Annotated in this window: 8 protein-coding genes; 4 read left to right on the top strand and 4 right to left on the bottom strand. The window is 69.3% G+C overall.

Annotated features, from left to right (window positions below):
* Window positions 1-194 precede the first annotated feature (194 nt).
* Window positions 195-1,898, bottom strand: a complete 1,704-nt coding sequence (locus OG766_RS04105) for a TIGR04141 family sporadically distributed protein (RefSeq protein ID WP_328724588.1) — start codon at window positions 1,896-1,898, stop codon at window positions 195-197.
* 285 nt (window positions 1,899-2,183) lie between these two features.
* On the opposite strand from OG766_RS04105, the gene OG766_RS04100 reads away from it, so the two are divergent.
* Window positions 2,184-3,839 (top strand): HsdM family class I SAM-dependent methyltransferase, encoded by a 1,656-nt coding sequence (locus OG766_RS04100; RefSeq protein ID WP_328724587.1) that lies wholly within the window; start codon window positions 2,184-2,186, stop codon window positions 3,837-3,839.
* 63 nt (window positions 3,840-3,902) lie between these two features.
* Here the strand turns inward: OG766_RS04100 and OG766_RS04095 are convergent, their stop codons facing one another.
* From OG766_RS04095 to OG766_RS04085, 3 genes are read right to left on the bottom strand one after another with little or no spacing between them, the layout of a single operon-like run.
* The gene (locus OG766_RS04095) at window positions 3,903-6,038 is read right to left on the bottom strand and encodes a UvrD-helicase domain-containing protein (protein WP_328724586.1); all 2,136 of its coding nucleotides are present in this window, start codon (window positions 6,036-6,038) and stop codon (window positions 3,903-3,905) included.
* Between the two features lie 36 nt (window positions 6,039-6,074).
* Entirely contained in the window at window positions 6,075-7,322 is a 1,248-nt protein-coding gene (locus OG766_RS04090; RefSeq protein ID WP_328724585.1) for an McrC family protein, read from the bottom strand.
* Window positions 7,319-9,142, bottom strand: a complete 1,824-nt coding sequence (locus OG766_RS04085) for a DUF4357 domain-containing protein (protein WP_328724584.1) — start codon at window positions 9,140-9,142, stop codon at window positions 7,319-7,321. The genes OG766_RS04090 and OG766_RS04085 overlap by 4 nt, the downstream gene beginning before the upstream one ends.
* Before the next feature lie 182 nt (window positions 9,143-9,324).
* On the opposite strand from OG766_RS04085, the gene OG766_RS04080 reads away from it, so the two are divergent.
* The 3 genes from OG766_RS04080 to OG766_RS04070 all read left to right on the top strand — a co-directional run bounded on the left by OG766_RS04080 (window position 9,325) and on the right by OG766_RS04070 (window position 15,731).
* Window positions 9,325-10,575 (top strand): sigma-70 family RNA polymerase sigma factor, encoded by a 1,251-nt coding sequence (locus OG766_RS04080; RefSeq protein WP_328724583.1) that lies wholly within the window; start codon window positions 9,325-9,327, stop codon window positions 10,573-10,575.
* A gap of 126 nt (window positions 10,576-10,701) precedes the next feature.
* Window positions 10,702-13,851, top strand: coding sequence for a helicase-related protein (locus OG766_RS04075; RefSeq protein ID WP_328724582.1), 3,150 nt, complete (start codon window positions 10,702-10,704; stop codon window positions 13,849-13,851).
* Window positions 13,848-15,731: a DUF1998 domain-containing protein gene (locus OG766_RS04070; RefSeq protein ID WP_328724581.1), complete on the top strand. Its 1,884-nt coding sequence runs from the start codon at window positions 13,848-13,850 to the stop codon at window positions 15,729-15,731. The genes OG766_RS04075 and OG766_RS04070 overlap by 4 nt, the downstream gene beginning before the upstream one ends.
* Window position 15,732 lies beyond the last annotated feature (1 nt).

The following is a 15,732-nucleotide window of genomic DNA, read 5'->3' as shown; positions in this document are numbered from 1 at the left end:
CCGGTCAGGATTCACTGGTAGAGCCGCTGCTCGCTTGACTGTTCGTGTCGGCGCGCCGATGCCAACTTGTTGACTAAGGGAGCTTCACCAGCTCTCCTCGGCGATGGCCCCGCCCCGTAATTGGGCGACTTGGCTCGAGTGTCGGCGGCGGCTGAACTCGCGCGACGCCGAGATCGGACCGGCGTCCGAGGTTGTCAGCCAAGGCCCGCCGCCCCGACCCCTACGTGACACGAGGCCAAGGGAAGTGCGTCTGAGCCGCCTTGAGGGATACCGACGACCTCGACAGTTACCCCTCGTGCGGTCAGGGCCTTCGCAGTCTGGGCCATGGTGATCTGGGAGAAGCCGAAGATGGACTCCGGGGTGAGGTTCTCACGGTTCTTGAGAAGTACGGCAAGGACGATGCGCTTGGGCGTGAAGTCGTCCGGCAGCAAGCACTTGCCCCCGCTGAGCCGGGCCACCTTCGCAGTGAACTCCGCACGGACCTGTGCGGACTCCTGGAGCAGTTCCACCGCCACCCTGGCCTGGCTGAACAAGTGACTCAGCGGGCCGGAACTGCCCGCGCGCTTGACGAGGACCAGGGTGCCGTCAGGCACCAGCAGGTCACAGATCTCGACCTGGTCCCTGGGCCGGAGAGGATTGGTGACGTTCTTGGTGTCGAGACAGAGCCAGCCGGGCCGGTCGTCAGCCACCCTGTTGTTGTAGTCGTTCTCGGACTCACCGTCGATCCAGGCGGGAAGGGAGATGGAGGGCGAGGGAGACAACCACGCCGCCACGGTGGCCTGGCACTCTTCCACGTAGGCGGCCCCGGCCTCGTACCACTCACCCTCCATCAGGAAGAACCGGCGGGAGCCGAGGGAGATGCCGGTCTCCAACCAAGTCAGTGAACTGGTGACGGCGAGCGTATCGACGGTGCCGGCCCGGCGGTCCCTGGCAAGGGTCACGGTCCCCTCGCGCAGCGACTTGAGGCGTCGACCGGGCGGTGCGAGTCGGGCCCGGGTGAGTACGTAGCCGAGGTCGAAATTGTCGGAGCGCAGCGCTCCGGGGCTGTTGATCTGCGTCATGTACGTGGTGGCCACCGCGTATGCCACGTGATGTTCCGAGGGGACGGAGACGGAGATCCGTCCGTCGGCGGGCCGGCCGAGACGGTCGTCCAGGGCCTGGTCGAGGGTGTCGAGGGTCGTCGTGTCGCTGACCGGCGCGATGTGGTCGACAAACTCCAGCTCCTGGTGCGGGATGTCTTCGCGGCAGATCCTGGCGATCGTCCGCAGGTCGGAGATCAGGGCCTCAGGTTCGACTCCGAGGGCGATCCTCAGCCCGCATCCGCCCTGGGCACTGACGGCCTTTCCGCGCGTGTACCGCGACCGGGTGAGCGGGAGGTCGTCGAGGTATCCGCCCAGGCTGCGCACGATGCGCGAGTGGTCACGGATGCCGAGCAGGGGGACCGGGGCGCCGCCCGGAACCAGGGAGATGTCGGTGCGCGTCTGCCCGAGAGTCTTCGAGACAGCCCCGCGGATCATGTTCGGATCCATCTGCCGGATGGCGAAGGATAGACCGAAGCGCTTGTCCTTGAGGTGGTCGGGGATCAGCCGGTACCCCTGGTCGCAGCCGATGGCGTACACGATGCCGTCGATGGTGAGCAGGAGCACGGCGGCGGTGCGCCGAACGCTTTCCGTGACGGTGATGCCGGTGGTGCGCGACATGGGTTCGCACCATGGGGCCTTGGTGTGCTCCATCCCGCAGGTGAGGTACACGGCCGGAACCCCGAGCACCTCAGGGAAATATGGATCGGCACCGAGCCTGTCCAGCAGTTCGGCGTCAAGAGCGTCGAGCATAGCCTCCGGGGTGGGGGCGACGCCGGACAGCCGGTAAACGGTGCGTACTGCGGTGCTGGATACCAAGGCGTGCCTCCGTGGGGCAGTGAGGGAGAGGTCTGAGGGGCGAGAGGGGCACGTCGATGCCTTCGGGTCGTGGCTGGACGGAACAAGGACAGATGCGTGAGGCAGGCTTGGGCAGCCCTGAGGCGCGGGATCGGGACAGGAATGAGGGCGGCTGAGGCGAGGGCACGCCGATGTCGCACTGGCCCATGAGAACCAGGTACACAGAGGATGCTGACATTAATGTGTGTACGACGTCAACAGGTGTCGCTCTCGAAATGAGATCGACGACCCGTGTACGCTGGAACTATGACGGACAATGCCACTTCATCGGTCGGACCAATGGTCACCGGTTCCGAGATCGCTCGGCTGGCCGGAGTCACTCGGGCCGCTGTCTCCAACTGGCGTCGGCGCTACGACGACTTCCCCGCGCCGGCGGGAGGTGCCGCGAACAGTCCGCTCTATGCGCTCGCCGAGGTCCAGGAGTGGCTGGACAAGCAGCGCAAAGGCCAGGAGGTGTCACCCGAGGTCGAGCTGTGGCAGGCCATGCGGGGCGCGTACGGGGAACAGATGATCACGGGCCTGGCAGAGGTGGCTGCGGTGCTGGCCGGAGAACATGAGCCGAGACTGCCCGATGACGTCGCCACCCGTGTACGGGAGCTCGCTCAAACCGAAGCGCCCGTCGACCTCATGAACGGACTGACTGAACGGTTCATGGATTCCGCTCGGCGTGCGGGATCGGACCAGGTGACTCCCGAGCGCGTGGTGCGGGCCGTGAGCCACTTCGCTCCCGAGCCGCCAGGCGACGCCACGGTCTTCGACCCGGCCTGTGGAATCGGGGTGCTGCTCCTGTCCGTTGCCTCCGAAGCCAGGATGCGTTGCTGCGGCCAGGAGATGGATGCCGACAGTTCCCGTTTCGCACAGCTCCGCGCTGACGCCCTGGGCCGATCAGGCGTGCGCATCGTGGCAGGTGATTCCCTTCGAGCGGACGAGTGGCCGGACCTCAAGGCGGATTTGGTGGTCTGCGACCCGCCAGCTGGCGTGACTGAGTGGGGGCGAGAGGAGCTGCTGCTCGACGCCCGCTGGGAACTCGGTACCCCTTCCAAGGCCGAAGGGGAGCTCGCGTGGCTCCAGCATGCCTATGCGCACACCGTGCCCGGCGGCCAGGTCCTCATGGTCATGCCGGCCTCGGTCGCCTACCGCAAGGCGGGCCGCCGCATCCGAGCAGAACTTGTACGTCGGGGCATCGTGCGCCAAGTGGTCGCCCTGCCGCCAGGGACGGCGACCTCTCACGCCCTGCCCGTGCATTTGTGGTGTCTGCAGCGTCCCGAGAGCACCGCAAGTGCGGATACGAACCACACCGTGCGCATGGTCGACCTGACCGGCAACAGCCCCGACGGCAGCCTGGAACCACGCCCCGACCAGGTCGCCGACGTGCCCCTGATCGAACTGCTCGACGACACCGTCGACCTGACCCCCGGTAGCCATCTCCGGTCCCGGCACCGCGACTATCCCGGTGAGTACGCAGCCCTGCGGAAGGAGCTGGAAGACCAGATCCGCCGACTCGCCACACTCCTGCCCGAGCTTGCGGCGGGAGGTGGATCGGGTTCCCTGGACACCGCGACCACCAGCGTCGCGGATCTCGCCCGCGCCGGGCTCGTGACGTACGACGGTCCGGAACCGGTCTCGGCCAGTGAACAGCTCGACACGGACTATCTGCAGGGATTCCTGCGCAGCTCCGTCAATACCCGCCGGTCCACAAGTGCCAGCGGGACCTACCGCCTTGACGCCAGGGGCGCCCGTATCCCTCGTATGAACATCGACGAGCAGCGTCGGTACGGCTCGGCTTTCCGAGCCCTGTCCGCATACGAGGAGGGAATGCGCAAGGTCGACGAGCTGAGCCGGCAGCTGGCCGAGGTCGCCCGTGACGGCCTTGCCACGGGCGCCCTGGCCCCGGATGAGTGAGGCCGGTGCACGGTGCACCAAAGTGGGTGCCACGCACCGGCCCGTGCAGGGCGACCGTTTCCGTCAGGCGGCGCGTGGCAGAAACGGGCTCTGAGTTCCGCTCCACGTCACGCTCAGCGCTTCGCGAGCACGGGTGCAGGCGACGAAGAGCAGGCACCGCTCCCTGAGCAGGTCGGCGTCGTGCTGCAGCGCGTCCGCCTCGCGCGGTGTGATCTCCCGCGTGAACGGGACGGTGCCGTCGGCGACACCGAGAACGGAAACCGCTCGGAACTCCAGCCCCTTCATCGCGTGCATCGTGGCCAGCCGTATGCCCTCGGTCCCCTGCGCGACCTGTCCTTTGACGCGTACCACCGGGACGCCCGCGGACTTCAGTGTCTCCTCGGCCGCGTCCAGGGAAAGGTTGAAACGTGCGCATACGCCGATCTCGTGCGGTGCGAGACCCTCGGCGAGCAACGCCCGGACCCGGTCGACCAGGGCCTCGGTCTCCTTCTGCCGGGTTGCGTACCCCTGTGCCTGGGGGCGGCGTCCGTGGAGGAGAGACCGGTACCCAGCCAGTGAGTCCGTTCCCTCGCCCTCGAGCGCGTCGACGGTGACGGGCGCGAGGAGACTCGCAGACCAGGCGAGGATCTCCTCGGTGGAGCGGTAGTTGACGCGCAACCGGAAGCTGCGGCCGGCGGTGGTGATGCCCAGGGATCCGAGCGACACACGGGAGTCGTAGATCCGCTGATGCGGGTCGCCGGTGACGAACAGGTCGTCGGGGCCGGGTGCGACGACAGCGCGCAGGACACGCCACTGCGCGGGGTGCAGGTCCTGCGCCTCGTCGACGACGACGTGGGCATACGGAGCCGGCTCCCCGGCGAGCAGTTCCGCCGCGCGGGCGCAGACGCGCAGGTGAGTCGTCTCGCCGCGGTCGCGCAGGAACTGTTCGAACCGCTCCACGCCGCTCCACACCTCCCGGCGGCGCGTCGGACCGAGACCGATGCCTCGACCGCGGCGGCTCGCGCCGAGGTAGGCGTCGAGATCGCGGAGGTTCTGGCCGAGTACGACGTGCCGGTACTCCTGGGCCAGGAACTGGGCGGTGAACGGCAGACCGAGCTGCTTGACCACCCTCTCCCACAACTGCCGCTGCTCCCGGTCCCCGACCGGCTTGGGCGCGGCCCCCGACTTCGCGCGCACGATGCCGTTCGCACAAGCGTCGACCGTCGTTACGTCGACCCGCGCCAGCAATTGCTCGTCCTCGTCGAGTAGCAGGCCGAGCATCTCACGCAGTCCGGCAGCCAGCGCGTTCGTGTACGTGGTGAGCAGGACACGGCCGTCTTCGGAGCGGCCCAACAGGTGCTTGACCCGATGCAGGGCAGCCACCGTCTTGCCTGTCCCGGGGCCGCCGGTGACTTGCACGGGACCCCCGTAGGAGGTGCGGTAGGCGACGCGACGCTGGGAGGGGTGAAGGAACACCCGCCAGGCGTCGAACGGCTTCTCCAGGATCTCCTCCAGCTCCTGCGGCCCGGTGACCAGGCGGATGCGCGCCGGAGTGTTGGCGATCACCGTGGCCAGGTCCTCCACGGGTTCGGCGGGCGCATCGGCGGGTCGACGGACAGCCACGACGTCGCGGTAGACCTCCTCCGGGCTGAAACCCTCGGCGAGGTACTGCAGCACCTCCAGCTGATCTTCCGGTAGGAGTGTGGCGAACGCGTCCAATTGAGCCTTGTCCACAAGTGAACGCGCGGCGCGCAGCACCTGGTCGTCGATGCCGAGTTCACGCAGTGTGCCGTCGGAGACGTCCGCGAACAGCAGCCGTGGAGCCGTGCGTGCGGCCGTCTCGTACAGCGGTGTCAGCTCGTCCAGGGCGACGGCGTTGCGTACCTCCAGGGCCCGGGTCGCGGAGTTCGCGCTGTACAGACGCTTTGCCGCCCAGGTATAGGCGTCGTCGTGAGGTAGGACATTGACCAGGAGGAACATGTCACTGCCGTCGTCGGGGGCGAGGACGACGCCCCGCCAGAAGTCGGTGATCCGAATGGTGCGCATGCGCGGGTCACGGGCGTTCTCGACGGACTCCAGGTGCAGTCCCTTGTCCGCGTTGAGTTCGGCGACGCTCATGGCCTGGAATTTCGCCATGGCCTTGCGCACTCCGGCTCGAACCGGCTTCTCCAGGGTGTCGTAGCCGTCCCAGAAGCTCTGGGCGAAGGCGAGCCGGGGCATGAGGTCCCTTCCTTTCTGCCTGACGGTGTTCCATGGTCATGGATGTGGGGTGGCCCCGGCCAGCCGTCCGGCGATCTCCTTCAGAGTCGACAGGAGCTGTCCGGGCTCGCGGGACAGATCGAGGCTGTGCCGGTACAGCCGCACTCCTCGTCCGCCCGGCCCTGCCGTCGTTCCGCGCACCTCATGGAAGCGCTCGGGCTGCCGTCCCGCGGCGTACACCAGATGCGCCTCGGGCAGAGAGAGCACGGTGGCGTAAGCCAGCGCCTGATACAGGTCGGCGTTGAGGAGTCCGTCGGCCTTCTCGACCTTGTACTTGGCGTCGACAACGGCGAGTGGAATGCGGCCGTCGCCGGTGCGGACGACAAGATCAGGGCGTATCCGCACGAGACCCGCGGCGTCGAGGTGGTGTGGGTCCTGAAGGCGGGAGACCAGGCCGTGCTCTCGAAGGGCCTCACGCAGGGCGACCGTGACGAAGTCCTCGAACAACTTGTTCATGTCGAGCAGGAAGCCGTCGACGGTGAGTGGTTCGGAACCGGCTGGCCGGTGTTCCGGTGAGGTGCCCCGCAGGACGGCCTCGGCGAGCCGCAGCGCGGGCTGGTAGCGGGAGTTCAGGCGTGACGGATGCCAACGCGGCAGTTCCTGCCCCCGTACCAGTGGCAGCGCTTCGGCGAGACGTGCGCGCTGATGGGCGAGACGCCGTCGGACGGGACCGGGAACGCCCGGCAGCCGCAGCAACCGCTCGGTGGCGGCGCGCAGGATGCGGTTCTCGGCGGTGTCGGCGGTGTACGCGTCGTAGGCGATCTCCACGGGTGGTGTGCGGCCGAAGTGCCGCCGGATCTGCTCGGCCTCGCGCAGCCGCCCGCGCACGACCAGCGCGGACTCCTCCACTTCCTGGTAGCCCTGGAGGGAGCCCCGCCGCAGTGCCGCGTCGATCTGTCGCTCCACGGTGTGAGCGAGTGCGGGCACGACGTCGTCGTACGCTCCGGTGTCGACGGTGCCTTCCCGGCTGTCGCGCCAGGCACGTGCAGGATCGAGGCTGAACCCGAGAAGGAAGAACAGCCGACTCACGGGGGTCTTGGGTGTGATCCGCACGACGGGACCGCCGGGTGTGCGTACGGCGCCGACCCGGCTGCCGGCACGCAGGAGCCAGTGCCCGCTCCGGCAGGGATCGGGGGTTGCGCTCTGCAGGATGCCGGAGGCGGCCAGGGCCCGCCCGGCCTCGGCGCTCAGCGCGACGGAGACGGCGGGCCCGTATTCGCGCAGCGAGACGTCGGGCGCAGTCACGGGTGCTGCTCGCGCAGGGAGTCGAGGCCGTAGCGGGCGGCGATGTCGAGGCCCTCGCCGTAGTGGTGCTCCTCCAGCAGTGGGAGGATCTTCGTGCGCCAGGTCCGTTCGAGGCCGCCGTCGCGGTACACGCCCGGCTTCATCAGGTACGACGGACCGATGGCGAAGTCGGCGTCATCGATCAGGGCGTTGAGGGCATCGAGGAGACGAGCGGGCTCCGGGTCCCTGCCGTCGCGCTTCAGCCAGCGCGCGAGCAGCCCGGCGGTCGGCTCGGCGCGCGGGGACAGCTCCACGAACGCGAAACGGCGCCGCATCGCGGCGTCCACGAGGGCGATCGACCGGTCGGCGGTGTTCATCGTGCCGATGACGAAGAGGTTGGGCGGCAAGGCGAAGTCGTCTCCGGAGTACGTGAGACGGACGGACCGCGTCCGGTACTCCAGGAGGAAGTACAGCTCGCCGAAGACCTTCGCCAGATTGGCGCGGTTGATCTCGTCGATGATCAGGAAGTGCGGGATGTGCCGGTTGCCTTCGCGAGAGGCGAGGTCCGCGAGTTCGCGCAGGGGGCCCGCTGTCAGCCGGAAGGCCACCTCCCGGGTCTCGGCATCCTCCACCGGCCGGAACCCTTCGAAGAAGTCCTCGTAGGCGTAGGAGGGATGGAACTGCACGATCTTGACCTGCTCCGGACCGCCACCGAAGTATTCGGCCAGTTTCATGGCCAGATAGGTCTTGCCGGTGCCCGGAGGGCCGTAGAACACCAACTGCCGCTCGTCGATGAGGAGCTCGCGCATCTCCTCCAGCCACGCGCGGTCGTGGACCAGGAGGTCGGCGACGAGTTCCTCGGTGACCTGGGGAAGGGACAGCTCACGTTGCGCCGGCCGTTCCGCGGTGGCGTGCCCGCCGGTGTCACCGGTTGCTCTCGGGGCCGTGAGGACCGTCTCTCCTGTGAGCCCGTCGAGTGCGTCCAGCACACCGGTCAGGTCGACGACGTCGTGCTGTACGGACAGCTTCTGCTGGACCTCCTCCGGCAGTTCCTCATAGGCATGGCTCTGCGGCAGCCAGGAGACGGTCCTGCGGAGGTTGGACAATCCGCCGGGCGACGCGGTCTGTACGGACTCCCCGGTGATCCGGCCGAGGTGCAGCCGGCCGTCGCCGATGGTGGCGATGGTGTCACCGATGCGCATCTGGGTCAGGAACGCGTGCAGTTCGTCGACGAGCCCCCGCTTCTGGTTGTACGACGCCGCCCCCTCGTAGCCCTCCTCCACGAAGCGGCGCAGCGCGCTCTTGGTCGGTTCGGCTTCCTCCATGGGCGGCAGATGCGTGCCCGCGAGGGAGACGATCCCCTCCGGCAGCCACAGTTGCCGCACCAGGTTGTGCCCCGAGACGTTGGAGCCGCGCACCAGCCACGCCTTGCGCGGGGCACGCCAGCCGGTGGACAGGTAGTCGGCGAGCGGATGACCCTCCGCGGTGCGCCAGGACTCCGGGCCGGAGGCGTCGTAGCCGTAGACGAGCGAGGCGGCGGCCGACGACGAGTTGCACTCGATGTCGCGAGTCGCCAGCCAGTGACGCTCCAGCCGCGGCGCTCCGGGATCGGCGGGAGCGTTGATGAGACCGCCGTCCGCCCGCAGGTCCGCGCGGTTCCGGCGGGCGTGGTCACCGAGTCCGGGCCAGGCGTCGGCGGCCACCGACGACCCCTCCAGCAGGAGGAACTTGTGCGTGCCGTTACCGCCGAACTCGGAGAGCAGGTACCCGCGCGCCTCGCCGCCCTTGGGCAGTTTGATGCGGAACTCGGTTGTGCCGGGGAGGCGTTCGGGCTGGGACATGGGCGACCTTCCGGGTGGGGCGAGGCCTTCGCGAACGCCGCCATCTTACCTGTTGACACTGTCAAAAGACTAGGAGTACAAGTAAACGTATGCACAGAATATGTTGAGGAAGTGACTACTCCGGTCGTAAAGTATGGAAGTCTCCGGCGGGCTGGTCGGAGCGGCGGCATGAGGGGGAGCCGGTGACCGAGGTCGAACGGCGCTTGATAGAGGCGGAGTTGCCGTCTGTCATCGAGAGGCTGAAGGACTGCGCCTCTCGCGCGGGCGTTGTCAGTCAGCGGGCCTTCGCTCAGGAGGCGGACAGACTCGGGCTGAGGACCGACGAACAGCGGGGAAAGCTTCGTAACAAGCTGGCCGTTGCCGGCATTCACGTGAAGCCGAGCCCGGGACGGGTGAACCCGCGCCCCGCGCCCGTCACCGATCTTGAGGTGCCGATTGCGCCCCCGCCGTCGAAGGTGTCCGCCCCGCCGGCCCCCTCCGCTGAACCCGGGTCGACCGGAACCGAGGCAGCCAGACGCCTGGCCCAAGCCCGGCGCATGCTGGCCCGCTACGCCGCCGTCAACGGTACTGTCAGCAGGCTCGCCCACGATGGTGTGGTGCGGCTCCACGGGCTGAGCCCTGGCGAAGCACGCGAGCTGACCGCCGACTTCCCGATCACTCGACCTGGAACGCCCCGCGGGCGAGCAGAACCAGGGGAGCGTCGTGACGTCCGCTCCGTCGCGCCCGCTCCGGCTACGACGTTCCGGTCCGCACCCGTGAAGCCTCCGATCGGCAGGACGCATGTCCTTGTTGCTTCCCCTGCCGAGGACGCCGGACTCGCCGACGCCGTTCGCGCCGCCCGAGCCGTCCTGGAGGAAGACCGGTGGCGCTCGGACGCAGCCAGTGTGGTGCTGAAGGCGGACGAGGAAGTCGGCCTCGCCCTTCTCCTACGTGGCGGTACCGGCCTCCTCGCCCGCGATGTTCCGGAGGACGAGATCGCGGCGCTGCCCCGCGACAGCGAGCGGCGGCGCGCTTACGAGTGCCTGGTGCTGCACAACCAGCGGCTCGTGCGGAAGATCGCGCAGGGCTACCAAGGGCGCGGACTGGACATCGAGGACCTCGTCCAGCACGGAAGCATCGGACTGCTGAGCGCGGTCCGCAGATTCGATGCCTCCAGGGGCAACAAGTTCTCGACCTATGCGACTTCGTGCATACAGCACGCCATCATCCGGGCCGTCGCTGACGAAGGCCCCCGGGTCCGACTCCCCGCGGACGTCCGCGCGAACATCGGCAAGGTCGCCAAGGCCGAGCGCGAGCTCTCGAGCGAGGGCCGTGCCACGACGGTCGACAACGTGGCCTACGCCAGTGGTCTCACCTTCGCCGAAGTGGAGGAGGTGCGCAGGATCAGACAGCCCGCCGGGAGGGCTCGTCGGCGACGACCCCGCGTTCGGTGACCTTATCCCCGGCCTAGCCGACCGCCCGGACCTGTCGTCGTTCGCTGATGTCCTGACCCCGCTGATTCCGACGGAGTCACTGCCGCCCCCTCCCGTGACCCGACCCTGATCCGAAGGACCCCGCACATGGACCCGCGCCAGGAGCTGGTCGACTACCTCACCCGCCAGCTCGTCGGGCCCGTCGGCCCTGACGACGAGGTGCTCGACGCACCGCCGGACCGGCAGTACCTGATGGGCACGCTCTATCCGCAGCAGGCGGACCGGCAGCGCCGGCTCGCCCTCGCCGCCGACGCCCTCGAGGCACCCGGCGCCGAGCAGGACGCCCCCGACGTGGACCCGGCCACCGACCCCGTGCCCGAGACCAACAGCTGGCTGCCCGCGTCGCTCGGTATCAGCTTCTACACCGATGCCGTGGACGTGGAGGTCACCTGTGCCGCCGCCCGCTACGAGACGCAGCGCAACGAACCCGGGCGCGGGCGGCGCTGGCAGCGCGTCCCCCTCAAGCCCGAGACCCACACGATCGGCCCCGACCGTGAGGAGGTACCCGTCTTCGAAGAGCGCGCGAAGATCCAGGTGACCCGCCGCTCCTACGGCACGGGCACCCTCGTCACCGTGGCCCTGGTCAACGAGAAGCACCACTACGGAGCCGACGACAAGGCGCCCGACTGGGACGACATGCTGTTCCAGTGCCGGCTCAGCGTCCGCCCCGTCGACGGCGCCGTGCTGCCGTATCCCAGTGTCCGGCTCGCCAGCCGCGATCCCGAGGAACGCGAACTGCGCCTCCAGTACCGGCACGTCGTCACCCACGCCGTCGGCCACGGCTGCGCCGTCCGCGAGGAGCGCGGCGAGGACGGCGGTGTCGAACTCCTCGCCTGTGAGGCCCTGCCGCGTGCCGAGGTGCCCGCCGTCCGGCCCGGCGGCCCGATCGACGCCCCCGCGCTCACGATCTCCCACCTGGCCGACCCGGCCGTCGGCAGGGACCAACTCCGTGAGGAACTAGCTGAGTTCGCCGCCTCGTACCACGCCTGGTACGTCGGTCAGCGATCCGTCGAGGTGCCGCCCTGGGGCCGCGAGGCCGCGGAGCGGATCCTCGACCGCGTCCGCCAGGCGGTCACCCGTATCGAGGCCGGCGTGCGTACCCTGTGCGACCCCGACCGCCCCGAACTCCTGGACGCCTTCCGGATCGCCCAGCGCGCCATGCTGCTCCAGATGCGGCATTCCGCCCCCGACCAGGCCGGGCAGAGGTGGCATCGTTCCGACGCCGTGGCCCTCGACCCGCCCGTCGATCCCGAGGCCACCTGGCGCCCCTTCCAGCTCGCCTTCTTCCTCCTCGCACTCGACGGCGTCACCGATCCCGGCCACCGGGACCGCGAGACCACCGACCTGATCTGGTTCCCCACCGGTGGTGGCAAGACCGAGGCCTATCTGCTCCTGGCCGCCTTCACCATCGCCCTGCGCCGGATCCGCGGCGAAGGCGGCGGGACCACCGTGATCAGCCGCTACACGCTCAGTCTGCTCACCACCCAGCAGTTCCAGCGCGCCGCCACCACGATCTGCGCCCTGGAGCACCTCCGCCGCACCGAACCCGGACTCGGCCTCGGTGACGAACCCATCACCATCGGCCTGTGGGTCGGCGACACCACCACTCCGAACAAGTTCGAGGCGGCCAAAGCCGCCTTCGACGAGCAGCGCGAGGCCAGCCACCCCGAGGACATCTTCATTCTCGACCGCTGCCCGTGGTGCGGCACCCGCATCCTGCCGTCGGCCAAGTCCAGCGTCCGCTCCGACTACGGAGTCCGGGCCGGGGCGGACGAGTTCGCCTTCCACTGCACCCGCGACGAGTGCGCCTTCCACGACGTCCTGCCCGTCGCCGTCGTCGACCAGCACCTCTACAAGGATCCGCCCACGTTCGTCCTCGGCACCGTCGACAAGTTCGCCCGGCTCGCCTGGGAGCCCGACTCCGGCCGCCTCTTCGGCGCGGGCACCGGCCACCGGCCCCCGTCCCTGATCATCCAGGACGAGCTGCACCTGCTCACCGGACCGCTCGGCACCACGGTCGGCCTCTACGAGGCGGCCGTCCTGGAGCTGTGCACGGGCCCGGACGGCCGCCCGCCCAAGATCGTTGCCGCCACGGCCACCATCCGGCGCTCCGCCGAACAGGTCCGCGCCCTGCACCACCAGGACGTCCAGCTCTTCCCGCCGTCCGGACTCGACGCCCGCGACAGCTTCTTCGCCGTCCCCGACACCGGCAGCCCCGGCCGCCTCTACCTCGGCGTCATGGCACAGGGCCACACCGCCGGCCGAGGCGCCGTCGCCACCACCGCGGCCATGCTCCAGGGCGTCCACCAGCTCCCCGAGGAACACCGCGACGACTACTGGACCCTGGTCGCCTACCACCACAGCCTGCGCGAGCTCGGCCGTACGGTCACCGCGGCCGGCGACGACATCCCCGCCCAGCTCCGCGGCCTCGACGAGGGCGTCGGTGTACGCGCGCTCAGCGACGGCGATGTACAGGAGCTGACCAGCAACCTGCCGCGCGCCGAGCAGCCCATTCTCCTCGACCGCCTCGAAAAGCCCTGGACGGACCCCCGGTCGGTGTCCTTCCTGCCGTGCACCAACATGCTCTCCGTCGGCGTCGACGTGAAGCGGCTCGCGTACATGCTCATGCAGGGCCAGCCCAAGACGACCGCCGAGTACATCCAGGCCACCAGTCGCGTCGGCCGTCACAAGGTGCCGGGACTCGTCGTCACCTACTTCAACGCCACACGTCCGCGCGACCGCTCCCACTACGAGACCTTCATGGACTACCACCGGGCGCTCTACCGCTACGTCGAACCCGCCAGCGTCACACCCTGGTCGTTGCCCGCCCGCCGCCGCGCCCTGCACGCCGCGCTGGTCATCCTGGTCCGCCACCGGCTCGGCCTGGCCGCCGAGAACCGGGCCGGACGCATCACCGACCACAAGGAAGACGCGGGGCGGATCGCCGACGTTCTCGCCGAGCGAGCCGCGACCGCCGAGCATGGCGCCACAGGAGCCGACGCCGACGCCGTCCGCGCCGACGTACGAACGGAACTCGGTTACCTCCTGGACGACTGGTACCGGCAGGCCGGCACCGCAGCGGCCGAGGGCAAGGACCTCTACTACCGCAGCCAGGGCAAGGGCCAGCACAACCTCCTCAAGGTCTTCGAGCAGCGCTACGGCCTGTGGGAGACCCTCAACTCCATGCGCAGCGTCGACCGCGAGTGCCAGATCACCGTGACGGGAGCAGGAAAGTGAAGCGCAAACTCCGGGTCCGCCAGGCACAGACCGTGCTGCCGTTCGGTGTGGGCGCGGTACTCGACGTCCAGGGCGAGTCGTTCGTCGCCGCCGGTATCGAGAGGTGGCCGGACCTCAAGACCCCCGTCCCCTCCGAACGGCTCGCCACCCGCCTCGGCGTCATGGGCTTCTACGCCGCGCCCCACACCCTCAACGACCGCTACGACAAGGCCGATCGCCCCGGCGTTCCCTATGTGCGCTTCCCCGGATGGCTGTTCTGCGGCTCCTGCCGGGCCATGGTCCGCTTCCTGCGCGAGCACGAGAAGCCGGGCGAGCCGCCCGTCTGCACGTCGTGCGCAGCGGCACCCCGGCTCACCCCGATGCGGTTCGTCCGTATCTGCCCGGACGGCCACCTCGATGACGTCGACTGGTGGTACTGGGCCCACTCCAAGCTCGCGCCCGAACTGCGCGACTCCTGCTCCGAGTCGAAGCAGGCATGGAAGGCGGGCCGGCTCAGCTTCCGCGTCGCCGACCGCGCCTCGGGACTCGAGGCACTCTCGGTGCGCTGCGACGCGATCAGGGAGGGCGGCAAGCCCTGCGGCGCCGAACGCGACCTGCTCGACGTCCTCGGCCCCCAGGGCGGACGCTGCTCGGGCCGCAACCCCTGGCAGCACTGGGACGCGAGGACGGCCTGCGGCCACCAGGTGCACAACGTGCAGCGCACCGCCGGAAACGTCTACTACCCGGTCGTCTACTCGGCCCTCGACATCCCCCAGACCGCCGAAGCGCCGCGCGCGGAGCGGAACCTGGCGGAGGCCGTCCTGGGCCACGACTACTGGCCGCACCTGCTCGACGCACTCGGCAAGCGCAGGGCCGACGCCTTCCGCGACATGATCAAGGAGGACACCGAAGCCCCGGACAGCCTCATCGACCAGCTCGTCGCGGAGGCCACAGGTGCCCCCGCGCCGTCGTCCCCCGACCGACAGGAGTCCGGAAAGTCCGGAAAGGTCGACCTGAGCCGCGACGAGTGGTACGCCTTCGACGCCGTACAACTTCCGGAAGCCACAACGGAGTTTGGGATCCGCCGCACCGGACTCGGCCTCGACGGCGAGAAGGAGGAGCCCTGGGCCACCCTCGACGCCCATATCGGCGGCATCGTCCTGGCCGACCGCCTCCGCGAAGTGCGGGCGCTGACCGGCTTCCGCCGCCACTCCCCGGGCGGCACCCTCGTACCTGCAGACACCAGCGGCCGCCTGCGCTGGCTCCCCGCGACCGAGGTCTACGGCGAGGGTATCGTCCTCACCCTCGACGAACAGCGCCTCACCGCCTGGGAGAACGACCCCCGTGTCCGGGCCCACGTCCTGGGTGTCCGTACGGACCTCGACGCGTCGTTCCGCGAAGAACAGCTCGCCGAGACGACCGGCAGCGAACTCTCGCCGCGCTTCCTGCTCCTGCACACCGTCGCCCACCTGCTCATCCGCCAACTGTCCTTCGACTCCGGCTACACCACCGCCAGCCTGCGCGAACGCGTCTACGGCCGCCCCGAGTACGGCCAGCACGGACTGCTGATCTACACGGCCGCCGGTGACGCGGAGGGCACCCTCGGCGGCCTGGTCCGGCAGGGCGAGTCACCGCACTTCGCCGAGACGCTCATCCGCATGTTGGAGGCGGCCGCCTGGTGCTCCGCCGATCCGCTGTGCGCCGAGCACACCGGCCAGGGCTTCGGCAACCTCAACCGGGCCGCCTGCCACGCCTGCACCCTGCTGCCCGAGACGAGCTGCCAGACCGGCAACACCCTGCTCGACCGTGCCCTGGTCGTCGGCTCCGCACGGGTCCCCGGCTACTTCACCGACGTCCTCACCGCGAGCCGCGAGTACGCCGCCGCCATCGCCCAGGGATGAC

It is taken from the genome of Streptomyces sp. NBC_00259 (genome assembly GCF_036181745.1).
GTDB classification, from domain to species: domain Bacteria; phylum Actinomycetota; class Actinomycetes; order Streptomycetales; family Streptomycetaceae; genus Streptomyces; species Streptomyces pratisoli.
Note: the sequence above shows the minus strand (reverse complement) of the source record. Positions and strands in the feature narration are given on the sequence as shown.

Bases quoted from the DNA above. Each gene is read 5' to 3' on its own strand.
- OG766_RS04095 (WP_328724586.1), bottom strand. From the start codon at position 6,038: ATGCCCCGGCTCGCCTTCGCCCAGAGCTTCTGGGACGGCTACGACACC.
- OG766_RS04085 (WP_328724584.1), bottom strand. From the start codon at position 9,142: ATGTCCCAGCCCGAACGCCTCCCCGGCACAACCGAGTTCCGCATCAAA.
- OG766_RS04100 (WP_328724587.1), top strand. From the start codon at position 2,184: ATGACGGACAATGCCACTTCATCGGTCGGACCAATGGTCACCGGTTCC.
- OG766_RS04075 (WP_328724582.1), top strand. From the start codon at position 10,702: ATGGACCCGCGCCAGGAGCTGGTCGACTACCTCACCCGCCAGCTCGTC.